Source organism: Streptomyces sp. NPDC093600, assembly GCF_044764755.1.
Lineage (GTDB): Bacteria > Actinomycetota > Actinomycetes > Streptomycetales > Streptomycetaceae > Streptomyces.
On record NZ_JBIWIU010000003.1, the window covers coordinates 73,645 to 94,542 of the forward strand.

20 protein-coding genes are annotated in these 20,898 nt (G+C 75.1%); 5 read left to right on the forward strand and 15 right to left on the reverse strand.

All coding sequences use genetic code 11. The annotated features are described in order from the left end of the window. Positions 1-16: 16 nt before the first annotated feature. The 3 genes from ACIRB4_RS10345 (at position 17) to ACIRB4_RS10355 (ending at position 2,323) form a co-directional block, all read left to right on the forward strand. Complete coding sequence (locus tag ACIRB4_RS10345; protein ID WP_403289775.1) at positions 17-979, forward strand: LysR family transcriptional regulator; 963 nt, start codon at positions 17-19, stop codon at positions 977-979. A gap of 53 nt (positions 980-1,032) precedes the next feature. Continuing rightward, on the forward strand, positions 1,033-2,043 hold the full coding sequence (locus tag ACIRB4_RS10350; protein ID WP_403289776.1) for a DNA topoisomerase IB: 1,011 nt from the start codon (positions 1,033-1,035) through the stop codon (positions 2,041-2,043). A 94-nt stretch (positions 2,044-2,137) separates the two neighbouring features. After that, a complete protein-coding gene (locus ACIRB4_RS10355; protein WP_403289777.1) occupies positions 2,138-2,323 on the forward strand; it encodes a DUF2795 domain-containing protein in 186 nt (61 codons plus the stop codon). Positions 2,324-2,414: 91 nt separating this feature from the next. On the opposite strand, the gene ACIRB4_RS10360 is transcribed toward ACIRB4_RS10355, so the two are convergent. Both ACIRB4_RS10360 and ACIRB4_RS10365 read right to left on the reverse strand, forming a co-directional pair. Continuing rightward, entirely contained in the window at positions 2,415-3,224 is an 810-nt protein-coding gene (locus ACIRB4_RS10360; protein ID WP_403289778.1) for an SDR family oxidoreductase, read from the reverse strand. Between the two features lie 108 nt (positions 3,225-3,332). Then, a complete protein-coding gene (locus tag ACIRB4_RS10365) occupies positions 3,333-4,079 on the reverse strand; it encodes an SDR family oxidoreductase (protein ID WP_403289779.1) in 747 nt (248 codons plus the stop codon). A gap of 580 nt (positions 4,080-4,659) precedes the next feature. Here ACIRB4_RS10365 and ACIRB4_RS10370 point away from each other — a divergent pair. Continuing rightward, positions 4,660-5,952 carry an MFS transporter gene (locus tag ACIRB4_RS10370; RefSeq protein WP_403290416.1) on the forward strand — a complete coding sequence of 431 codons (1,293 nt, stop codon included), beginning with the start codon at positions 4,660-4,662 and terminating at the stop codon, positions 5,950-5,952. Between the two features lie 302 nt (positions 5,953-6,254). Here the strand turns inward: ACIRB4_RS10370 and ACIRB4_RS10375 are convergent, their stop codons facing one another. The 10 genes from ACIRB4_RS10375 to ACIRB4_RS10420 form a co-directional block, all read right to left on the reverse strand. Continuing rightward, the gene (locus tag ACIRB4_RS10375) at positions 6,255-7,466 is read right to left on the reverse strand and encodes a glycosyltransferase family 9 protein (protein ID WP_403289780.1); all 1,212 of its coding nucleotides are present in this window, start codon (positions 7,464-7,466) and stop codon (positions 6,255-6,257) included. Positions 7,467-7,483: 17 nt separating this feature from the next. After that, entirely contained in the window at positions 7,484-8,884 is a 1,401-nt protein-coding gene (gene rfaE2 / locus ACIRB4_RS10380; RefSeq protein WP_403289781.1) for a D-glycero-beta-D-manno-heptose 1-phosphate adenylyltransferase, read from the reverse strand. After that, positions 8,881-9,615, reverse strand: a complete 735-nt coding sequence (locus ACIRB4_RS10385) for an SIS domain-containing protein (protein WP_403290419.1) — start codon at positions 9,613-9,615, stop codon at positions 8,881-8,883. The genes rfaE2 and ACIRB4_RS10385 overlap by 4 nt, the downstream gene beginning before the upstream one ends. A gap of 103 nt (positions 9,616-9,718) precedes the next feature. Then, on the reverse strand, positions 9,719-10,963 hold the full coding sequence (locus ACIRB4_RS10390) for a glycosyltransferase (protein WP_403289782.1): 1,245 nt from the start codon (positions 10,961-10,963) through the stop codon (positions 9,719-9,721). Further along, entirely contained in the window at positions 10,960-11,925 is a 966-nt protein-coding gene (locus tag ACIRB4_RS10395; RefSeq protein ID WP_403289783.1) for a glycosyltransferase, read from the reverse strand. The genes ACIRB4_RS10390 and ACIRB4_RS10395 overlap by 4 nt, the downstream gene beginning before the upstream one ends. Next, positions 11,922-13,001, reverse strand: coding sequence for a glycosyltransferase family 9 protein (locus ACIRB4_RS10400; protein WP_403289784.1), 1,080 nt, complete (start codon positions 12,999-13,001; stop codon positions 11,922-11,924). The genes ACIRB4_RS10395 and ACIRB4_RS10400 overlap by 4 nt, the downstream gene beginning before the upstream one ends. Then, the gene (locus ACIRB4_RS10405) at positions 12,998-13,738 is read right to left on the reverse strand and encodes a D-glycero-alpha-D-manno-heptose-1,7-bisphosphate 7-phosphatase (RefSeq protein ID WP_403289785.1); all 741 of its coding nucleotides are present in this window, start codon (positions 13,736-13,738) and stop codon (positions 12,998-13,000) included. The genes ACIRB4_RS10400 and ACIRB4_RS10405 overlap by 4 nt, the downstream gene beginning before the upstream one ends. Further along, positions 13,735-14,802, reverse strand: a complete 1,068-nt coding sequence (locus ACIRB4_RS10410; RefSeq protein WP_403289786.1) for a glycosyltransferase family 2 protein — start codon at positions 14,800-14,802, stop codon at positions 13,735-13,737. Before ACIRB4_RS10410 ends, ACIRB4_RS10405 begins: the two co-directional genes overlap by 4 nt. After that, the gene (locus ACIRB4_RS10415; RefSeq protein WP_403289787.1) at positions 14,799-16,463 is read right to left on the reverse strand and encodes a carbamoyltransferase; all 1,665 of its coding nucleotides are present in this window, start codon (positions 16,461-16,463) and stop codon (positions 14,799-14,801) included. The genes ACIRB4_RS10410 and ACIRB4_RS10415 overlap by 4 nt, the downstream gene beginning before the upstream one ends. A gap of 79 nt (positions 16,464-16,542) precedes the next feature. Next, on the reverse strand, positions 16,543-17,505 hold the full coding sequence (locus tag ACIRB4_RS10420; protein WP_403289788.1) for an NAD-dependent epimerase/dehydratase family protein: 963 nt from the start codon (positions 17,503-17,505) through the stop codon (positions 16,543-16,545). Positions 17,506-17,855: 350 nt separating this feature from the next. Here ACIRB4_RS10420 and ACIRB4_RS10425 point away from each other — a divergent pair, with 350 nt between their 5' ends. Beyond that, on the forward strand, positions 17,856-18,050 hold the full coding sequence (locus tag ACIRB4_RS10425) for a hypothetical protein (RefSeq protein ID WP_403289789.1): 195 nt from the start codon (positions 17,856-17,858) through the stop codon (positions 18,048-18,050). 87 nt (positions 18,051-18,137) lie between these two features. Here the strand turns inward: ACIRB4_RS10425 and ACIRB4_RS10430 are convergent, their stop codons facing one another. The 3 genes from ACIRB4_RS10430 to polX form a co-directional block, all read right to left on the reverse strand. Then, positions 18,138-18,620: a hypothetical protein gene (locus ACIRB4_RS10430; RefSeq protein WP_403289791.1), complete on the reverse strand. Its 483-nt coding sequence runs from the start codon at positions 18,618-18,620 to the stop codon at positions 18,138-18,140. 85 nt (positions 18,621-18,705) lie between these two features. After that, positions 18,706-18,942, reverse strand: coding sequence for a DUF6480 family protein (locus ACIRB4_RS10435; protein ID WP_403289792.1), 237 nt, complete (start codon positions 18,940-18,942; stop codon positions 18,706-18,708). Between the two features lie 114 nt (positions 18,943-19,056). Then, on the reverse strand, positions 19,057-20,784 hold the full coding sequence (polX, locus tag ACIRB4_RS10440; RefSeq protein ID WP_403289793.1) for a DNA polymerase/3'-5' exonuclease PolX: 1,728 nt from the start codon (positions 20,782-20,784) through the stop codon (positions 19,057-19,059). Positions 20,785-20,898: the final 114 nt, after the last annotated feature.

Sequence of the window (20,898 nt, forward strand, 5' to 3'; positions counted from 1 at the left end):
CCGATAGGCTCCTGGAGTGAGCCGTAGGACGAGCGAGGACGAGGGGCGGGGGAGGACGCCGCCGGGCGGTGCGGCGCCCCCCGACCTCGATCTGCTGCGTACCTTCCTCGCGGTGTACCGCTCGGGGTCCTTCACCGCGGCGGCCCCTCTGCTCGGTCTCTCCCAGCCCACCGTGACGACCCGGATCCGGGCCCTCGAACGGCAGCTGAACCGGGAGCTCTTCGAACGCCGGCCGCGCGGGGTCCGCCCCCTGCCCACCGCCGACGAACTGGTCTCCCGGATCGCCGAGCCGATGGACGCCCTCGGCGCGGCCCTGGGCGACGGCCGGCCGGGCGGCGGCCGGACCGTCGCACCCGTCCACCTGGCGGGCCCCGCCGAGTTCCTCTCGTACTGCGTGCTCCCCCGACTGGCGTCCCTGACGGAGCAAGGGGTCCAGCTGCGGATCGCCTTCGGGCTGACCGACGACCTGCTGGAGGAGCTGCGTGCCGGCCGGCACGACCTGGTGGTCTCCACCGTCCGGCCCCGGGGCCGCTCCCTGGACTCGGTGCCGCTCACGGACGAGGAGTTCGTCCTGGTCGCCGCCGACGCCTGGGCGCGGCGCATCGGCGGCCCGGAACGGATCGCCGCCGACGGCCCCGCGGCGCTGTCCGGTGTCCCGCTCGTCTCGTACGCCGAGGACCTTCCCATCGTCCGCCGCTACTGGCGGCATGTCTTCGGCCGCCGGCTGTCCGCCCACGCCGCCGTCACCGTCCCCGATCTGCGCGCCGTCAAGGCGGCGGTCGTCGGCGGCAGCGGTTTCAGCGTCCTGCCGCGCTACCTCTGCGCCCGCGAACTCGCCGCCGGCGACCTGGTGCTGCTCCACGACCCGGCCGACCCGCCCATCAACACCAGCTTCCTCGCACGGCGCCCCGGCTCCTGGGACAACCCCCATGTCGCCCTGGTCCGCGACCACCTGCTGGAGTCGGCCCGCGCCTGCTGACGGACGCGGCACCAGGTACGCCTGAACGGGGCGGGAGCGGGCACAGGGGAGGCGTGCGACTGAGGACGAGCGATCCCGGCCGGCCGGGGTGGCGACGCGTACGCCACGGCCGTGGTTTCCGCTATCTGGACGCCGACGGCCGGCCTCTGTCCGACGAGGACAAGGCGCGCGTCGAGGCGCTGGTCATCCCGCCCGGGTGGGAGGACGTATGGGTGTGCCCGTGGCCCAACGGCCATATCCAGGCCACCGGGACGGACGCCGCGGGACGCCGCCAGTACCTGTACCACGAGGAGTTCCGCCGCCGGCAGGAAGAGGCGAAGCACGCACACGTACGGGAGGTCGCCCGCAACCTGCCGCGGCTGCGCGAGGGGATCGCCGCCGACCTGGCCCGGAAGGGTCTGTGCCGCGAGCGGGTCCTGGCCTGTGCGGCGCGCCTGCTCGACCTCGGCTTCTTCCGGGTCGGCGGCGAGGGCTACCGGCGCGACAACGACTCCTACGGACTCACCACCCTGCGACGGGAACACGCGCGGTGCGCCCGGGGCGAGGTCTTCCTGAGCTATCCCGCCAAGTCCGGCCGCCGGCAGACCCACGCCCTGGTCGACACCCCGACCTGCGAAGTCCTGCGCGCCCTGCTCCGGCGGCGCGGCGGCGGTGACCATCTCTTCGCGTACTGGGAGAGCAAGGCGTGGCACGACGTCCGCGCCGACGAACTCAACGCCTATCTGCGCGAGCGCTCCGGAAGCGACATCACCGCCAAGGACTTCCGCACCTGGCACGCCACCGTCCTCGCCGCCGTCGCCCTCGCCGTCTCCGAACCGGCGGCCCGGGAATCACGGACCGCGCGCGCCAAGGCGGTGAGCCGGGCCGTGAAGGAGGTCAGCGGCTACCTCGGCAACACACCCGCCGTGTGCCGGAATTCGTACATCGCCCCCGCCGTCGTCGAGCGCTACGAGGACGGCGTCACCGTCGCGGCGGCGCTGGGCCGCCTCGGCGAGGACGGGGTGTTCGGCCGCCCCGCCACCCAGGGGGCGGTGGAGCGGGCGGTCCTGCGCCTGCTGGACTGAGCGCCGCGGGGCGCCACCGGCCGCCCGCCCCTCACAGCCCGCACCCGCACTGAATGTCCACGTTTGTCCGCCTCTCGGTGGGTACCTGCCCGGTATGAACGTGAACCCCATCGCCATGCAGAAGGCCCTGTCCGGGATGAACTACCCGGCCTCGAAGAAGGACATCGTCGAGAGGGCGTCCCGCAACCACGCCGACCGGGAGGTCAAGGAAGCGCTCGAAAGGCTGCCGGACAAGGAGTACGACTCCCCGGCGGAGGTCAACAAGGAAGCGTCGGACTGACGCCGCGCCCTGTCCGGCCCTGATCCGGACAAACCAACTGGCCCGGTGTTCCGCCCCGTCCTGCGCGGGGCGGAACACCGCGGCGCGTGGGTCAGGGCCTGCGCCAGTCGTCGCTGTCCAGGTGGGAGCCCGCCATCGGGCCCATCCGCAGCATCCCGCCGTCCACGGTCCACGACGCCCCCGTGACGTATGACGACTCCCGGCTCGCCAGCAGCGCGACCACGGCCGCGACCTCCCGGGCGTCCCCCGGCCGCCCGAGCGGGATGCCCGGCCGGGACGCGGCGAGGACGTTCGCGTCCTCCTGGCCGGTCATCGGCGTGGCGATCTCGCCCGGAGCGACCGAGTTGACCGTGATGCCGTGCTCCGCCAGCTCCAGCGCCATGACCTGGGTGAGCAGGCCGAGCCCGCCCTTGGCCGCGCAGTACGGGCCCGCCCCGACCCGGGGCTGGTGCTCGTGGACGGACGTGACGTTGACGATCCGGCCGCCTCCCCCCTGGGCGATCATGCGGCGCGCCGCGCGCTGCGAGCAGAGCAGAGGCCCCACGAGATCCACGTCGAGGACGTGCCGGACCAGCGCGAGATCGAGATCCAGGAAGGGCGTCGCCGTACCCGTTCCGGCGTTGTTGACCAGCACGTCCACCCCGCCGAGCTCCTCCGCGAGCAGATCGACCACGTCGGCCGCCTCCGGCAGCCGCGTGAGGTCCAGGTGCGCCGCCACGGCCCGCCGCCCCAGCGCGCGCACCTCGTCGGCCGTGGCGGCCGCGCCCTCCTCGTCGCTGTGCCAGGTGATCCCGATGTCCATGCCGGCTTCGGCCAGCCGCACCGCGACGGCACGGCCGATGCCGGAGTCGGAACCGGTCACGATCGCTGTCTTCGGGCTGAAGCCGAGTGTGTCGGCCATGAGGGGCGCCTCCTCCAGGAGAGATCCCGCCGATCGGCCGGGCGATCGGCGGGTCGGATGTCGATCGGTGGGGCGGTCGGTCGGGTCGGATGTCGGGCGGTCGGTCGGTCAGGGCCAGGAGGGCTCGCGGCGCGGCACCACCACGACCTCGGCGACCGCGCTCCCCGGCGGCACCGACAGGGCGTACATCACGGTGTCCGCCACGATCTCGGGGCTCTGCAGCAGGGACACGTCCGCGTCCGGGAAACGGTCCAGGATGAACGCGGTCTCCATGCCGCCGGCGACGACGCCCGTGATGCCGATGCCGGGGCAGTCGCGCTGCGCCTCCTTGAACAGCGTGTGCGTGAAGGTGCGCAGTCCGGTCTTCCCGGCGGCGTACGGACCAGCCTCGGTCCATGTGCGGATCGCCGCCGTCGAGAGGATGTTGACGATGTGTCCGCCGCCCCGCGCCACCATGCGCCGGTAACCCTCGCGGCACAGATACATCGGGCCGAGCAGGTTGGTGGTGATGACCCGGGTCATCTCCTCGGCCGTCAGCTGTTCCACGGCCTTCGTGACGTCGACGGCGGCGTTGTTGACCAGAATGTCCACCGCCTCGCCGGCGTCGTCCAGGTCCCGGAAGACCTCGGCCACCGCCTCCGCGTCCCTGACGTCCAGGACGACCGGCCGCGCCTTGCCCCCCTCGGCGAGCACGCTCTCGCACAGCTCCTTCGCGAGATCCTGACGCACGTCCGCGACCAGGACCGACGCCCCGGCCTGCGCGAGCCGCCGCACGATCGCGGCACCGAGCCCCCGCGCGCCGCCGGTGACCAGTGCCTGCTTTCCGTCCAGCTCGACCTGTACCCCGCTGTTCATGCTTTCCCTCCGGTGTGATCTCCGCGGCCGGTGCCCGGTGGGCCACCGGCTCTCGCCTTCCTTCACTGTGCGTACGTGCGGCGCTTCGGAGCGCGCCGGATTACGCCGCCGGGCCCAACCGCCGTCGCCGCGCCGCGCCTCTCGGGCGGGGCTCCAGCGGCCTGTGGCACGGGTCTCTCCGACCGTCCGGACCAGCCGTTCCGGGCCGGTGTGAGCAAGCCCACCAGAAGCGCCGAAACCCTTGCGGTACAAGCACGTTGGGGCTCTCACGGCCCCCGGTCGCCGGGCCCCGCGCGATCGGCGGAACGCTTCTCCGGAACCGTCTGCCACGATGGTCGCCGGGACCGCCCCGCCGCTCAGAGCCGAGCGCTCGCGGAACGCCGCTCCGGCACACGGAGAGGCACGGAGGGTCCCTCCCGCCTCCCCCGTCCGCGCCGCCGCGCGCCTCCCTGGTACTCCTGTGTCTTCCTCCACGCCGCCCTCGTCCGTCACCCCGCCCCCGCCCGGCGCCGCTCCCGCCGTCACGCCCGGAGACGCCGAGAACGGCCGTTCGCCCTGGCGCTCGCTGCGCGGGCGCAGCATGCGCTGGTGGGCCGTCGCGAACTTCGTCTCCAACGCCGGTACCTGGATGCAGCTCACCGTCCAGAACCTGCTGGTGCTCCAGATCACCGGGTCCGCCGCCGCGACCGGCCTCTCCATGTCCGTCCAGGCCGCACCCGGCCTGCTCCTCGGACCGCTCGGCGGGGCGATCGTCGACCGCTGGCCCAGGAAGCTCACGGCCGCGGTCGGCCAGGCGCTGCTCGCCGCCGTCGCCGCCCTCACCGCCGTGCTCGTGGCGCTCGACCAGCTGAACCTGCCCGTGCTCCTGGGGCTCGCGGCGCTCACCGGTCTCATCGCCACGGTCGACGGCCCCGCCTGCTCGCTGCTCGGCAACGACCTGGTCCGTACCGAGGACGTGCCCTCGGCCATCGGGGTCGGCTCCCTCGCCCACAGCGGCGGGCGGCTCGTCGGAGCCGCGCTCGCCGGCGTGACGGTCGGGGTCCTCGGCACGGCAGCCGCCTATGTCGCCAACGGGCTGTCGTTCCTCTTCGTCGCCTGCGTCATCCCCTTCCTCAAGCCCGTACGGCGCGACGAGCCCGCGGTGGCCGAGAAGGCCGCCGCCACCCTGACCGTGTCCCCGCCCGCCTCCACCGGCGGCGTGCGCGAGGGCCTGTCCTTCTTCGCCCGCCGCCCGCGCCTGGTCGCCCTCGCGGGCCTCAACGCCGTCAGCGCGCTCTTCGGCCGGAACTACTCGCTCACCCTGGTGGTCCTCGTCACCGGCCCCCTCGCGGGCGACGCCGGCACGTTCAGCACGGTCGCCACCGTGCTGGCCGTGGGCGGCATCGTGGGCGCGGTCCTCGGCGCCCGGCTGCACCGGCCCGGCGTGCGCCTTGTCGCTCTCCTCACGCTCGCCGGGGCGCTGCTCCAGATCTTCGCGGGCGTGGCCCCGTCGGTGGCGGTGCTGCTCGTCCTCGTCCTGCCCATGGCCGTGGCCGAGTCCGTCGCGGACACCGCGCAGAACACCGTCCTGCAGACCGACCCGCCGCCCCACATGCGCGGCCGGGTGCTCGGCGCCTGGAACAGCATCCGTACGCTGTGGGGCCTCGCGGCGCCCCCCACGCTGGGGCTCCTGATGGAGCTCCTCGGGGTACGGGGAGCCCTCGTGGCCGGCGGCCTGGTCGTCGCGGCCACCGTCGGCACCGCCCTGCTCACGCGCCGCCGCCGCACCGCCCCCGTACGGATCGCGCCGGTCGTGGACGCGCCGATCTCCGAGGTCCTGACGGTGAAGGCGCACGCGCCGACCACGCGCCCCGAGGTCAGCACGGCCGTCTGACCGACGCGGCGCCGCCGGGCCCTGCGTCCGGCGCGGGGCGGCCGCCTCCGGCCCCGTCCGGCGGGTACGGCGTGGGGCGAGCGCCTCCGGCCCCACCTGGTGGGCACGGCGGGGGGTGACCGCTCCCGGCCCCGCCCGGTGCGTACGGCGCGGGACGACCGCTCCCGGCCCCGCCCCGTCCTTTCCACCGCGGGGCCCGGGCAGCGCCCCGTCGAGCACTCCCGCAGGGGAGCCGGCGGAGCCCTTCGCGGCGCCGACATCCGAGTGCGGCCGGGCGGCGGACCCACGGCCGGTACGGATGCTCATGGCAGAGCCCTCGCGGGCGCCTTGCCGGCCTCCAGGCCGGTGTCGGCGGTCAGGGCCCGGACCGCCTCGCGTACCTCGTCGACCGTGATGCGCAGCAGTCGCGGGTCCGGCACCACGCCGTGCGCGTCGCCCGGCCGCAGCGGGTCGTCGCCGGGGGAGGGGCGCCACAGCGCCCGGTGGGGGCCGTCCGCGGGCGGGCCCCACAGCAGGGGAGCCACCGGCCCGAACAGCACCACGGACGGGGTGCCCAGCGCCGAGGCGAGATGGGCCAGGCCCGTGTCGCCCACCACCACGCACCGCGCCGTCGCGACCAGCGCGCACAGCTCCGGGAAAGGCACGTCCTCCCGCCCCCCGATCACCGCCGCGGCGGGCAGCCCGGCCCGTTCCGCCACGGCCCGCGCCTGCGGCCCCTCGCCCCGGCCCGCCGTCACCACCACCGGGTGCCCCGCCTCCCGCGCACTCGCCGCCACGGCGGCGAACCGGTCGACGGGCCACCGGCGGGCGGGGGCGTCCGCCCCCGGATGGATCACCACGGCGCCCGGCACGGGCGAGGCGACGGGCGGCGGCGGGATCCGCAGCTCGCCCGGGTCGGCGTCGAGGCCGTGCCAGCGCAGCAGTCGGCACCAGCGCTCCCTCTCGTGCTCGTCCGGTCGCCACCGGGGGGCCACGAGGCCCGGCAGCTCCGCATGGCCGAACGCCCAGAGCCCGCCCGGCGCCAGCCGCTGGAGGAGCCGGTGGCTGAGCGGGCCGCAGCCGTGCAGATCGACCGCCAGGTCGGGCGGCGGTCCCCGCCACTCCAGGGCGGCCGGGACCTCGCGGCCCGTGGCGTGCGTCGGCAGCAGCCGGTCCACCGCGCCGGTGGCGCGCGCGACCTCCGTCAGCCGTTCCGGGGCGGCCAGGACGATCTCGTGCCGGGGAAATCCCCGGCGCAGCGCCCGCAGCGCGGGCACGGCGGTCAGCAGGTCGCCGAGACCGAGCGCCCGCAGCACCAGCACCGCCGGCCGCTGCCCGTCACGCTCGTACGGCACCTCCGCGTCGTCGTACGGCACCCCGGCGTCCTCGTACCGAGCCTCGCCGTCCTCGTACGGCGCCTCACCGCCCCGGTACGGCGCCCTGCCGTCCTCGTACGGCACTTCACCGTCCCCGTACCGCGCCTCACCGTCCCCGTACGACGCGTCGGCGCGCCCGGCGGTCCCGCCGACGGACATCGCTTCCTCCCGGGCCGTCATCGCGCGGCCGACGGCGGCGGGGCGGTCGCCGCGCGGGCGGCCCGGTCGGCGAGGGACGTCGTGGAGCGGCCGTCGAGGTAGGGCAGCACGACCGCCTGGCCGTCCCACTTCCGCAGGACCTCCGCCTCCGGCAGGTCGTCGGCCGCGTAGTCGCCGCCCTTGACCCACACATCGGGACGCAGTGACTCGAGCAGCCGTACGGGCGTGTCCTCATCGAAGGCGACGACCGCGTCGACGCTACCCAGGGCGCTCAGCACCCGGACGCGGTCCGCGAGCGGGGTCAGCGGCCGCCCCGGGCCCTTGAGCCGGGCCACCGACGCGTCCGAGTTCACGCACACGATCAGGCAGTCCCCGATCCGCGCCGCGTTCTCGAGCAGCCCCACATGACCGGCGTGCAGCAGGTCGAAGCATCCGCCGGTGGCCACGACCGTGCCGCCGCGCGAGCGGACCTCGCGGGCCAGCTCGAACGCGTCGCGCGGCAGCGGGCGTTCGGTCTCGGGGTCGGCGGCCGGCTCCCACAGCCCACGGCCGCCCGCGCCACCCGCGTTCACGAACGCCGCCGCCTCGGCGACCGCGCGGGCGACCGCCTCCTCGGGCAGGGCGCCGTCCGCCAAGGCGGCGGCCGCCGCCGCGGCGAAGCAGTCGCCCGCTCCGCACGGGTCGCCCTCGGCGCGGTACGGCGCAGGGACGAGCACCGGCGCCGCGCCGGGCCGGGCGAGGAGCGCGCCCCGCTCGCCGAGCGTGACGGCGACGGAGCCCGCGGCCCACCGCTCCGCGAGATCGGCGCCCCGGTCGGCATGGGCGCGGAGGGAGGTGCCGGCCAGGGCGCTGAGCGTGCTCGCCTCGGCCGCGTTGGGGGTGACCAGACGGGCCCCCGGCACGGGCGGGCCGCCCCGGGGGTGCGGGTCCCAGACCAGGGGCACGCGGGGGGCCGCCGCGGCCAGTGCCGTACGGAGGACGTCCGCTGTGCCGCGGCCGTAGTCCGCGACCAGGATCGCGCGGGCGGAGGCGAGAGCGGCCAGTGCCCGCTCACCCGGCCGGCCCGGCGTACCGCCGCCGCGGTCGATCCGGACCAGGGGGCGGCCCCCGGCCAGGACGCGGGTCTTCACGGGCAAGGTGCCCTCCAGCGGGATCCGCGCCAGTGCGACGCGGCCGTTCAGCGCGCGGCGCGCGGTGTCGCTGGCCGGGTCCCGGCCGAGCGCCGTGATCAGGACGACGTCGTCGCGGTAGCGCGACGCGAGGAGGGCGGCGAGCCCGGCGCCACCGGGCCGGGACCGTTCCCCGGCGACGTCGACGACGGGCACGGGGGCGTCGGGGGCGAGCCGGGTGGCCGCGCCCTCGATGTCCTGGTCCAGCAGGAGGTCGCCGACGACGACGAGGGGTCCGGACGTGTTCACGGCGACCTCCGGAGGATCGGGACCGTGGGGACGCCGGGATCGTGCGGGACGCCGTTGTGTGTGCCGCCGTTCCCCGACGGCGCCGGGGCCGGGGAGGACGGCTGTCCCGCGGCCCGGGCCGACGGCCGCGCGCCCCGGGCGGACGCCTCCGTCACGACCGCCGCGTCGAAGAACTCGCAGAGCAGATGGACGGCCACCAGATGGGCCTCCTGGACGGTCGCCGTGGTGGCCCCGTCGACGCACAGCGCCTCGTCGGCCACCTCGGCCAAGGGGTTGGGGCCCGGGCCGGTGAGGGCCCAGACACGGAGCCCGGCCGAGCGGGCGGTCATGGCGGCGGAGAGCAGATTCGCGCTGCGGCCGGAGGTCGACAGCAGCATCAGCACGTCACCGGTGCGGCCGTGCGCGGCGACCTGGCGGGCGAAGACGTGCTCGAATCCGTAGTCGTTGCCGATGGCGGTGACGCTCGACGTCTCCGCGTGCAGCGAGATCGCCGAGTAGGCGGGCCGCTCCTCCCGGTAGCGCCCGACCAGCTCGGCCGTGAGGTGCTGAGCCTGGGCGGCGCTGCCGCCGTTGCCCGCCGCGAGCAGTCGGCCGCCCGCGGGGAGTACCTCTGCGAGACGGTCGCCCCACCGCGCGAGCCGCCCGAGCTGCTCGTGGCGCAGGCGTTCCACCGCGGCCTGGAGCGACCGGCAGTGGCGCTGGGCGGTCTCGTACGTGTGTGATTCGCTCATGGTGTGCCGGCCGGGCGCTTCGCCGAGCGCCTGCCGCACCTCCTTCCGGCTTCGTGACTCCGACGGCGGTCCGGCCGCGAGGCCGGGTGGCCGCCGCGGGCGGTCAGAGCGCTCCCGCGACGGGGACGCGTGCGGCGAGCGCCGTGCGGTACGACGCCTCCGTGGCGGACGCCACCCGCGGCCAGCAGAACCGTTCGAGGACGCGCCGGCGGCCCGCCTTCCCGTACGCGGTGCGCAGGGCGGGATCGGCGAGTATCACGGTCACCGCGGCGGCGAGCGCCGCGGGGTCCTTCGGCGGTACGAGAAGCCCGTTGACCCCGTCGGCGACGGTGTCCAGCTGGCCGCCCACGGCGCTCGCGACGACCGGCCGCCCGCAGGCCATGGCCTCCAACGGCACGATGCCGAAGGGTTCGTAGTCCGCCGGGCAGAGCACCACGTCCGCGCTGCGCATCAGGGCGGGCACGTCGGCGGTCGGCACTCCGCCGAGGAAGCGGACCCGGTCCGCCACGCCCGCTCGCGCCGCGAGGGCGCGCAGCCGCCGTACCTCCGGATCGCCGTCGAGCCGGTCGGGGGGCGGGCCGCCGACGACCAGGAGCTCCGCGGTCCGCAGCCGGGCCAGGGCCGCGATCGACACGGCGGCGCCCTTGCGCGGGACGAGCCGCCCCAACTGCAGCAGCCGGTGCGGGTGTGCGCCGCGCGGGGCGACCGGACCGTCCGGGCGGAATACCTCGGGATCGACGCCGCAGGGGACGATGTCGACCTTGCCGCGCGGAACGCCCATGGCGGCCAGTTCGTCGACCTCGTCCCGGCAGGTGGCGATCACCCGGTCGCACCCCGTACCGACGTCGGTCTCGCAGGCGACACGGGCGGGCGGGCTGGTGTCCGCGCGGCCCTGGTTCCGCCGCTTGACCGTGCCGAGGGCGTGGTACGTGTGCAGCAGCGGGATCGGGGTCTCCCGCGTCGCCCACAGTGCGGCGAGCCCCGACATCCAGAAGTGCGAGTGCACCGCGTCGGGTGCGCGGGCCCGCCACTGACCGGCCAGATAGCGCCCGAACTCCCGCATGTACGGCAGGAGTTCGTCCTTCGATATCCGCTCCGGAGGGCCGGCGGGGACATGGTGCACCTCGACGCCCGGCCGCAGCGGCGTACGGTCCGGCAGATCCGGGTCGTCGCGCCGCGTGTACACCGTCACCCGGTGGCCGCGGTCGGCGAGCGCCCCGGCCAGCTGGGCCACGTGCACGTTCTGGCCGCCGGCGTCGACGCCGCCCAGGGTCGCGAGCGGGCTGGCGTGCTCCGAGACGAGAGCGAGGGCCAGGGGGCGGCCGTCGAGCGAGGAGAAGGATGTCATGACCGAACCTCCGCGATGAGGCGCTCCCAGTCGTCCAGGAAGCGTTTGAGCCCGTACCGTTCGAGGGCCGCCTGCCGGGCGCGGGCACCGTCCCGGGCGGCCGCCTCCGGTTCGGCGAGGTAGTGCCGGGCCGCCCGCGCGAGGACCTCCGGGCGGGTGGAGAGCGTCCCGGCGCCGGCGGGGACGGCCTCGACGGCCTCCGTGGTGGCCAGCGCCACCACCGGCATCCCCAGATGCATGGCCTCCAGGAGGGAGAGCCCGAGGGAGGTCCAGCGCACCGGGTGCAGATACAGACGGCGTTCGGCCATGGCGCCGTGCAGGCGCTCCTGGGGGAGATCGGCCGTGCGGCAGCGGTCGGAGGTGAGGCCGAGGTGGGCGGCGAGCCCCTCGGTCCGCATGCCGAAGACATCGAGCGGCGCCGCCTCGGCCAGCAGCGGCAGCAGGTCCGTACCCACGTAACGGCGGCGCCTGACCGGCTCGTTGACCACCACCGCGGCCCTCGGCAGACGGCCGGTGTACTGGTGGCCCGGGTCGACGATGCCGTGCTCGATCACGGCGGTCCGGGTCGAACCGCTTTCCCAGAACAGCCGGTTGAAGTGGGTGACGTGGACGAGCGTCAGATCCCGGCGGTCGGCCGCCGGGTGCCGGGTGTCGGGCACGTCGCCGCGCGGGGCGTTGTGCTCCAGGTACACCGTCGGCACGTCCTTCCCCGGGCGGCGGCCGCCGAGCCAGCGGGTGGCCAGTTCCTCCTCGTGCGGCCGCTGCAGCACCAGCAGATCCACCGGCGTGTTCGCCAGCTGCTCCGGTGGGACCTCGCGCACGGCCGACGGCCAGGCGAAGGTCTCGGCCCGCCCCCGCCCGTCGGGTCCCCGGTCCGGCGTGACCGGAACCAGATAGGTGTGGGGGCCCTGGACGAACGCGGTCGTCCAGGAACCGTGCACATGCCACAGGAGGATGTTCATACGGTCGCTCCTCGCTCCGTCCCGTACGCGTCCTCCGGTCGGACCGGAGCGGCACCGGGAGCCGGTCGGCCGAGGAGCGCGGCCACCGCCGCGATCACCTCGGCATCGCTCACCGCGTCGAGGCAGGGATGTCCCTCGACCGGGCACGTTCGCGCCCTGCTGAGCGCGCAGGGGGCGTTCTGGTCGCCGAGCAGCACCTGCGGCACCCGGAAGGGGCGCCAGCGCTCGGCGGGGACCACCGGCGCGAACAGGCAGACCACGGGGGTGCCCACGGCCGCCGCCAGATGCGCGGGGCCGCTGTTGCCCGCCACCACGCACCGCGCGCGTCCGAGGACCCCGGCGAGGGTGTGCAGACCGGGGGTCGCCCCGCCGAGGTCGAGACCGTGCCGGCCCGCCACCCGGGCCGTCAGCGCCTTCTCGGCGCGGCTGCCGGTCACCACCACGCGATGGCCCGCCTCGTGCAGGGCGGCGGCGGCCCGCTCCGCCCGTGCCGGGCTCCACGCGCGCGCGGGCACCGCCGCGCCCGGATGCAGCACGACGTACGGCTCCGGGCCGGTGAGGTGCGTGGTGTCGGGCCGCTCGGTGACCCGCAGCGCACCGTCGTCGCCCGGCGGAAGCCCGAAGCCGCTCGCGTGCGCCAGGTCCAGCGCGGCCTCCGCCTCGTGCCGGCCCGGCAGCCGGCGGTGGCGCAGATCGAGCAGGGAGCCGGGATAGTCCTCGCTGTCCGCGGCGATCCACGGCACCCCGGCGAGCCGCAGCAGGAGCGCCGCCGGAAGGGGGCTCTGGTGGTACGAGACGAGGATCAGCGCACGGTCGAACCGGCCGGCGGAGACCGCGTCGACCAGGGCCGCGCAGTCGCGGCGCGAGACAGGAGGCGGCTCCAGGCCGACCCAGGGCGCGTCATGGACGAGGACGTCGTCGACCCCGGGCAGCACCTCGGCGGCGGGGGCGCCGAGCGGGCCGCACAGCATCGCGGTCCGCGAGGAGCCCGCCGCGACCGCCCGGACGGCCGGGCCCGCCAGCAGGACGTCCCCGGCGCTGTCCAGACGTACGACCAGGGTGCGGGGGGCGGTCATCGGACACCGCCCCGCAGCCCCGTTCCGGCGGCGGAGTCGGTGCCCAGGAGGATCATGCGGACGGTGGCCGGGAGGTCGGCGGCCGTCTCGGCGGCCGCCTCGATCTCGCCGGGAAGGGTCACGGGTGTCGGGACGAGGATGCCCCGGGCGCCCGCGGCGCGCGCCGCCTCGACGTCCGCCCCGATGTCGCCGATCACCACCGTGCGGGACGGCCGCACCCCCAGCCGCGCGCAGGCGGCCAGGACCAGGCCCGGCGCGGGCTTGCGGCACGGGCAGCCGTCGTCCGGGCCGTGCGGGCAGACCGCCCACACGGCGAACGGGCCGAGGCGCTCGTCCACGCGGCGCCGTACCGCCTCGACGTCCTGACGGGTGATCAGACCGCGGGCCACGCCCGATTGGTTGCTCACCACCCCGACGGGGATGCCGAGGCTGCGGACCGCCGCGACGGCTTCCGCCGCGCCCGGCATGAGCGTCACCCGGTCGGGATCGCCGTTGTACGGCACGTCGACGACCAGGGTGCCGTCCCGGTCGAAGAGAACGGCCTCCGGCAGCCGGGCGTACGGGCCCCGGGCCCACCCCGGCCTCGGCGGAAGCGGCGCGTCGGCCACGTCACCGTCGAACACCCACGGCTCCCGCGGGTCCTCGACGGCGCCGGCCGGGAGCACGTCGTCGCGGGAGCGGGCCCGGAGCCGGCTCGCGTCGGCGGGCCGGGCCCGCGCCGCCGAGGGGGCGCTCATGATCCGACCTCCTCGCGCAGCGGCTCGTCGGGCAGTGCCGGGTCCAGGGACGGCGGGCGGGCCGGGCCGCGGGGGCGGGCGCCGCGGTGGACGACATGACCGCGCAGCCGGTGCCAGGTGGCGGCGGCCGGGATGACCGCGCTGGTCAGGACCATGCGGGTGATCTCCTCCCGGGTGCGGGGGCCGGGGGCGATGCGCGCGAAGGCGAACTCGGCCGTGCCGGCCAGCCAGGCCGCCGCGCACACGGCCGCGGCCGCCCGCCTGCCGAACGCGGCGCAGCACAGGGCCCCGGCTCCCGCGGCGGTCACCGCCAGGTGGCGGGGGATCCGGCCGCGCGGAGCATGCGCCCGGGACCACCAGTCCGGCCCGTGCAGCCGGCGCATCAGCACGTCGTCGGCGTTGCCCGCCTGCTGACGCACCGAGATCCAGCGATCGGCCGGCCGTACCGGATGGGTGGTCCGGCGGGTTCCCGCCGCCAGGATCCAGCCTCCGGCCAGCAGCCGCAGCGCCAGGTCCGCGTCCTCCCGGAAAGCGCGGCGGAAGCGTTCGTCGAAGCCTCCCGACGCGTCCAGCGCCTCCCGGCGGAAGGCCATGTCCGCGGTGATCCAGCGGGCGGTGGCCAGACCCGCCGTATTGCGTTCCCAGTCGGTGGGGCGGCGGTCCACCGGCAGCGGTACGTCGATGCGGGCCGTGACCGCCCCCGTGTCGAACGACGCCGTGGCGAGGTCCCGGGCCAGGTCCTCGCCCCACGTGGACGAGGGCACCACGTCGTCGTCGAGGAAGACGATCCACGGCACCGGACCGGCCGCCGCGGCGCCGGTGTTCCGGGCCGCCGCCGGGCCGCGCGCACGGCCCGGCACCACGACCGTCACCGGCCGCAGGACCTCCGGGATCTCCAGGCCGGGAACCGTGCCGCCGCCACCGGGACGGTCGTGGACGAGCACCACCCGCGCCGGCCTCGGCCCCGGGGAGGCGGCCAGCGCGGCCAGACAGCGGCTGAGGCTCGGCCGGCCGAGGGTCGGCACGACGACCGCGTACGACGGCACCGGACGGGGGCCGTTCACCGCGACCACCCGTTCGCCCCGGGCCGGAACATCTCGCCGCGCCGGACCGCGTACGGCCCGATGGCCAGCAGGTCGACCGGCGAGGAGCCGAAGCACTCCAGCGCGTCACGCGGGTCGTCCACCATGGGCCGGCCCGCGGTGTTGAGGCTGGTGTTGACGACCACCGGAAGCCCGGTCCGCCGCTCGAACTCGCCGAGCATCCGCGCCACCAGCGGCTCCAGGGCGGGGTCGACGGTCTGGATGCGCGCCGTGCCGTCCACGTGCACGACCGCCGGGATGCGTTCCCGCCACTCCGGCGCGACATCGTGGACGAAGAGCATGTACGGGCTGGGCAGCGGCCCGTCGAAGATCTCGGCGGCCCGGTCGGCGAGCACCATCGGCGCCACCGGCCTGAACTGCTCGCGGCCCTTCACGTCGTTGAGGCGCTCCAGATTGCCCGCGTGTCCGGGGTGGGCGAGCAGCGAGCGATGACCGAGCGCCCGGGGCCCGTACTCCGAACGCCCCTGGAACCAGGCCACGATGGCGTTGTCGGCCAGCGCCTCGGCCACGGTGGCCGCGATGTCCGGCGGCCGCTCGAACGGCACCGCCGCGGTCTTCAGCCAGCCGCCGAGCTCCGCGTCCGACCAGTCCCGGCCGAGGGCCGCTCCGGGCATCGGCTCCGGGTCGTCCCCGGCCTGGGCCGACACCAGCAGGGCGGCGCCGAGCGCCGTGCCGGCGTCACCCGCGGCCGGCTGCACCCACACCCGTGCGAACGGGCCCTCGCGGGCGATCCGCGAGTTGGCCACGCAGTTGAGGGCGACGCCACCGGCCAGCGTCAGGACCCGGTCGTGCGTGCGCCCGTGCAGCCAGCGCGCCAGGTCCAGCATCGTCTCCTCCAGAACCGCCTGCGCGCTCGCCGCGACGTCGGCGTGGGCCTGGGTCCACGGCTCGTCGGGCCCGCGCGGCGGACAGAACTCGTCCCAGGGCACGCCACCGGCCCGGAAACCGCCGTCGCCCGTCGGATGGACGTACCGGCGCAGCTCGCCCAGCATGCGCGGAGAGCCGTGCGAGGCGAGCGCCATCACCTTGAACTCGTCGGAGGAGCGCAGGAACCCGAGATGCGCGGTGAGATCCTCGTACACCAGCCCGAGCGAGTCGGGGAGCCCCTGCGCGTACAGCGGCTCGATGCGGTCGCCGGTCCGCCGCGCCGCCAGGTGAGAGCTGCGCTCTCCCCGCCCGTCGAGGACGAGGACCGAGGAGGACTCGGCGTCCTCGGCGGCGAAGGCGCCCGACGCGGCGTGGGCCATGTGGTGCCCCACGAAGCGGACGATGCCGGGGTCGAGCCCGGGGAGCGAGGTCTTCAGGAATCCGGGGACCTCGCGCGCGTAGGTCTGCCGGAGGTGGTCCCAGGGGTCGTCGAGGCCCATGGCGTCGGCCGGCAGGGCCAGCGCGGGATCGTACGAGTACGCGACGGCGTCCAGATCCTGCGGTCGCAGCCCGGCGCGCTTCAGGCACCACCGGGCCGCCTGCTCGGGCAGCTCCCAGGCGGAGAACGGCACCGGGCGCTTGCCGTGTTTGCGCCGGGAGAAACGTTCCTCCTCCGCGGCGGCGACCGTCCTCCCGTCGATGACGAGCGCGGCGGCGGGGTCGTGGAAGAGGGCGTTGATTCCGAGAACACGCATGATGGCGGGGGCCTTTCCGCTGTGGGGACACGGCCGCCTCCAAGAGGGGCGGCGCGGGACGCGGGCTGGTCGGTGGTCCTCAGTCGTCCTGATGGGCGCGGAACCAGGCGATCGTGCGGCGCAGCCCGTCTTCCGCCGGGACGGTGGGCTCCCACTGGAGCTTGTCCCTGGCCAGCGTGATGTCGGGACAGCGGACGGCGGGATCGTCGGTGGGCCGCTCGATGAACCGGATCTCCGAGCGGGAGCCCGTGAGTTCGACGATCCAGCGGGCCAGGTCCAGCATGGTGATCTCGGCCGGGTTACCGATGTTCACGGGGCCCCGCATCCCGTGCGCGGCCGCCGCGAGGATGCCCCGGACGGTGTCGCCGACGTAGCACAGCGACCGGGTCTGGCGCCCGTCACCGGTGACCGTGAGGGGCGCACCGGCCAGAGCCTGCCGTACGAAGGTCGGCACGGCCCGGCCGTCGTACCCGCGCATCCGGGGCCCGTAGGTGTTGAAGAGCCGCACGATGGCGGTGTCGGTACCGTGCGCCGACGCCTCGGCCGTGGTGAGCGCCTCGCCGAAGCGCTTGGCCTCGTCGTACACGCTGCGCGGTCCGACGGGGTTCACGTTGCCCCAGTACCGCTCGCTCTGCGGATGCTCCTGCGGATCGCCGTACACCTCCGAGGTGGAGGCGAGGACGAAACGCGCTCCGGAGGCGCGGGCGAGGGCCAGGGCGTTGCGCGTGCCCAGGCTGCCGGCCTCCAGGGTGTGCAGGGGCAGGCGCAGATAGTCCGCGGGGGAGGCGGGCGAAGCGAAGTGGAGCACCAGGTCGGGCGGCCGGTCGAGCTGGAACGGCTCGGAGACGTTCGCCTCCACCAGGGTGAAGTCCGGATGGTCGAGCAGGGGGGAGATGTTCGACCGCCGCCCGGTGCTGAAGTCGTCGACACAGGTCACCGCCGCTCCCGCGTCGAGCAGTGCGGCGCACAGGTGCGAGCCGACGAAGCCGGCGCCACCCGTCACGACCGCGTGCTCCCAGCGGGACGCGAATGAAGTTGCCATGGTGATCTCCTCCGGCGGATGTGAGGGGAGACGAGCCGCAGCTCCGGAGCGGCCGAAAGGCGGCGGCGCCCCCGCGCGCCCGAGGGGCGCTGTCCGGGGGTGCTGGTAGGGAGCTCCAGCGTGCTTCACACGGACCGGCTCCGCCACGCGAAACCGACTGACCGGGTGAAACGCCGTAGATGGGGAGTTGTGCGGATTCAGGCGGTTCCCGGAGTCCGGACCGCCGCTACCCGCGCCGAGCAGCGCTACTCGGCGCGATCGCTCATTCACCCCTGTTTGCCCCATTTCGCACCGGGAGCGGGATGCTGAGAAGGCGAACGACCGGGCCGACGAGGACGGAGGAGACGGTGATGAGCAGCCCCCAGAGCCGTGAGCAGCGGCGCAGTGTCAAGGGGGGCGCGACCCCGCAGGACAGCGCCGAGGTCAAGGCGCGACAGGGACCCGGCACGGGTGGCCGGGGCAGGGCCCACGGTACGGACAAGGACGGCAAGGGCGGCGGCGAAGGCGGCGGGGTCCCGCCGGACCAGCGCCGCGACCACCCCTGACGCGAGGCCCTTCAAGCCGGTTAGCGGCCGGATGGACGGCACCTCCGGGAATCCCCGGAGGTGCCGTCCGTGCTGTCCCTGTGTCGGTCAGCCGCCCGAACACCTCGCCGAGTTCTCCGCGTCGGTGATGGCCTTCGTCAGCGCCTCCAGGTCGGGCTTGATCTGGTCCACGGCCGCCGTGCCGTTCATGTTCCTGTCGAGGCGGTCCATGGACGCGTCCAGCCTGTCGAACGCCGTGCGCAGGGCGTCGGTCCTCACGGCCGTCCCCTCGGCCGTGTCCTCCGTGTCGCTCAGGTCCTCGGCCAGGTCGGCCCGCATGTCCTGCAGGTCCGTCACGGTCCCGGAGGGCTCCATGGTGGCCATCTCGTCCGTCTGCGACCTGAGGTCGGCCAGGTCGGCGCAGACCGCCTGGGTGGGGTTGCCGTCGCCGCCCGCACCCCCGCCGTCGCCGCCGCCGCATCCGGCGAGGCCGAACAGACCGGCGGCCGCTGCGAGAAGGGCGCCGGGCAGGACGTGACGCGCTCGACGCCGGCCGGACGGCGCCGGTGCGGGCGCGGTGCTGGGGGTCATCGTGAACCACATCCTTCCGGGCGCGCTCCGCGTGCACGTGCCTCGGTCGGAAGAGCGGCGGGAGTCCGCGGCGGCGGCCGGTCGGTCACCGAGTCGCCAGCACGATCGCGTACGCGAGGAAGAACAGCGCGCACACGGCGGCGAGGATCCACACGATGAGCAGGGGGCCTCGCCCCCAGCCGCGCCGCGGCGGCCGGTAGGGGCCGGTGCCGGTGCCCGTACCGGCTTCGGCCGGAGGGGTCTCGCCGGGCGGGACGCCGCCGCCCGCTTCGAGTCCCGGGGTGGTACGCGGGTCCGGGTCCGGGTTGCTCGGTGTGCTCATGGGAAAACCTCCCTGTCGCTCCACGAGAAGCCGGTCGGCGCCTACCCAGCGAGGCACGAGATACTCGGCCGCCGACCGGGGGCCGCCCGTACCCGGCCCACGGCCCCGCCCCCCTCAGCGGTCCTTCTTGGCGAGGAACCGGCGCAGCTTCGCGAGCGGCCAGGCGTTGATGACGTCGTCCTTGGTCAGCCAGCCGCGCTGCGCCGTCGCCACCCCGTACCGCAGGTAGGGCAGGTGCGTGGTCGTGTGCGCGTCGGAGTTCACGGCGAACTTCACGCCGTGCCGTTTCGCCCGCAGGATGTCCTCGTCGCACAGGTCGAGACGCTCGGGATGCGCGTTGATCTCCAGAGCGGTGCCCGCCCGGGCGCAGGCGGCGAAGACCGCGTCGAAATCGGCGTCGATTCCCGGGCGCTTGCCGATCCGGCGCGTGGTCGGATGGCCGATGACCGCGACGTGCGGGTTCTCGCAGGCGCGGATGAGACGGCGGGTGAGCTCCTGTCTGCTCTGGTTGAAGTGGGAGTGGACCGAGGCCACGCAGATGTCGAACTCCGCGAGGAACTCGTCCGGCCAGTCCAGGGCGCCGTCCGGCCCGATGTTGAGCTCCGTGCCGTGCAGCAGCCGCATCCTGTGGCGGGTGCCGTCCAGGGCGCGTACCCGCTCGCGCTGAGCGAGGATCTTCTCGCTGGTCATGCGCTGCATGTACAGGTTCGGGGCGTGGTCGGTCACCGCGTAGTACGCGTAGCCCCGGGCCGCGGCGGCCGCGATCATGTCCTCCAGCGGCGCAAGGCCGTCGGTGAGGTCGGTGTGGGTGTGCAGATCGCCGCGGATGTCCTTCTCGGTGACCAGGTCGGGGAGTTCGCCGCGCAGCCCGGCCGCGATCTCGCCCCGGTCCTCGCGCAGGGTCGGGGGTATCCAGGGCAGTCCGAGCCTCGCGTAGATCTCTTCCTCCGTCTCGGAGGTGACGCTCTCGCCGCTCTCCACGTCGAAGAGCCCGTACTCGGACAGCTTGAGACCCTGCCGTACGGCGAGTTCGCGCGTACGGATGTTGTGCGCCTTGGAGCCGGTGAAGTACTGCAGTCCGGCGCCCCAGGAGGCGGGGGGAAGGACCCGTAGATCCACCTGGAGACCGGTGGTGGTCCGTACGGACGTCTTCTTCTGTCCGCGCGCGATGACCTCGGCCGTGTGCGGGAACGCCGTGAGGGCGTCCATGAACGGGCCCGAACGGTCCGCCGCCACCAGGATGTCCACATCGCCGATGGTCTCCCTCATGCGGCGCAGGGACCCGGCGTACGCGCACCGCTCGCAGCCGGGGATGCCCGACAGTTCGGCCACGAGCTGCTCGGCGACGTCCATGGCCGCGTTGACCAGGATCCGGCCCCTGCCGGCGCTCCGCAGCACGGAGATGCCGTGCAGGATGTTCTCCTCGGTCCGCTCGCCGAAGCCCTTCAGATCGCGCAGCCGTTCCTGGTGGACGGCGTCGAGCAGCTGGTCGACGGAGCCGACGCCCAGTTCCTCGTACAGGACCATGGCCTTACGGGGGCCGAGCCCGGGAACCGTGATCAGTTCGCGCACACCCGCCGGTACGGACGCCCTGGCCTCCTCGACGACGGTCATGCGGCCGGTGCGCAGATACTCCAGGACCTTGTCGGCGACCGACCTGCCGACGTTCGGGATCTCGCGCAGCGCCTTGGCGTCGAGCGTCGACACGTCCTCCGGGTGGCCGCCGATGGCGCGGGCGGCCTTCTCGTAGGCGCGGGCCTTGAAGGCCTCCCCGCCCCTGATCGCGATGAGGTCGGCGTACTCCTGGAGCAGCGCCTCGACCTGGTCGTTGGCTCGTGCCATGCCTCCAGGGTCCCGCGCACCCACCGGGCGGGCACGCGGGACGGCCGACGGGGGAGCCCCGCCGGCCTTGTCGGGGCCTGCTAGTTTGTCGAGCAGCACTCACGCCTTCCCGGC

Bases quoted from the DNA above. Each gene is read 5' to 3' on its own strand.
- ACIRB4_RS10355 (WP_403289777.1), top strand. From the start codon at position 2,138: ATGAACGTGAACCCCATCGCCATGCAGAAGGCCCTGTCCGGGATGAAC.
- ACIRB4_RS10360 (WP_403289778.1), bottom strand. From the start codon at position 3,224: ATGGCCGACACACTCGGCTTCAGCCCGAAGACAGCGATCGTGACCGGT.
- ACIRB4_RS10365 (WP_403289779.1), bottom strand. From the start codon at position 4,079: ATGAACAGCGGGGTACAGGTCGAGCTGGACGGAAAGCAGGCACTGGTC.
- ACIRB4_RS10370 (WP_403290416.1), top strand. From the start codon at position 4,660: ATGCGCTGGTGGGCCGTCGCGAACTTCGTCTCCAACGCCGGTACCTGG.
- ACIRB4_RS10375 (WP_403289780.1), bottom strand. From the start codon at position 7,466: ATGTCCGTCGGCGGGACCGCCGGGCGCGCCGACGCGTCGTACGGGGAC.
- ACIRB4_RS10385 (WP_403290419.1), bottom strand. From the start codon at position 9,615: ATGAGCGAATCACACACGTACGAGACCGCCCAGCGCCACTGCCGGTCG.
- ACIRB4_RS10390 (WP_403289782.1), bottom strand. From the start codon at position 10,963: ATGACATCCTTCTCCTCGCTCGACGGCCGCCCCCTGGCCCTCGCTCTC.
- ACIRB4_RS10395 (WP_403289783.1), bottom strand. From the start codon at position 11,925: ATGAACATCCTCCTGTGGCATGTGCACGGTTCCTGGACGACCGCGTTC.
- ACIRB4_RS10400 (WP_403289784.1), bottom strand. From the start codon at position 13,001: ATGACCGCCCCCCGCACCCTGGTCGTACGTCTGGACAGCGCCGGGGAC.
- ACIRB4_RS10405 (WP_403289785.1), bottom strand. From the start codon at position 13,738: ATGAGCGCCCCCTCGGCGGCGCGGGCCCGGCCCGCCGACGCGAGCCGG.
- ACIRB4_RS10415 (WP_403289787.1), bottom strand. From the start codon at position 16,463: ATGCGTGTTCTCGGAATCAACGCCCTCTTCCACGACCCCGCCGCCGCG.
- ACIRB4_RS10420 (WP_403289788.1), bottom strand. From the start codon at position 17,505: ATGGCAACTTCATTCGCGTCCCGCTGGGAGCACGCGGTCGTGACGGGT.
- ACIRB4_RS10425 (WP_403289789.1), top strand. From the start codon at position 17,856: ATGAGCAGCCCCCAGAGCCGTGAGCAGCGGCGCAGTGTCAAGGGGGGC.
- ACIRB4_RS10430 (WP_403289791.1), bottom strand. From the start codon at position 18,620: ATGACCCCCAGCACCGCGCCCGCACCGGCGCCGTCCGGCCGGCGTCGA.
- ACIRB4_RS10435 (WP_403289792.1), bottom strand. From the start codon at position 18,942: ATGAGCACACCGAGCAACCCGGACCCGGACCCGCGTACCACCCCGGGA.
- polX (WP_403289793.1), bottom strand. From the start codon at position 20,784: ATGGCACGAGCCAACGACCAGGTCGAGGCGCTGCTCCAGGAGTACGCC.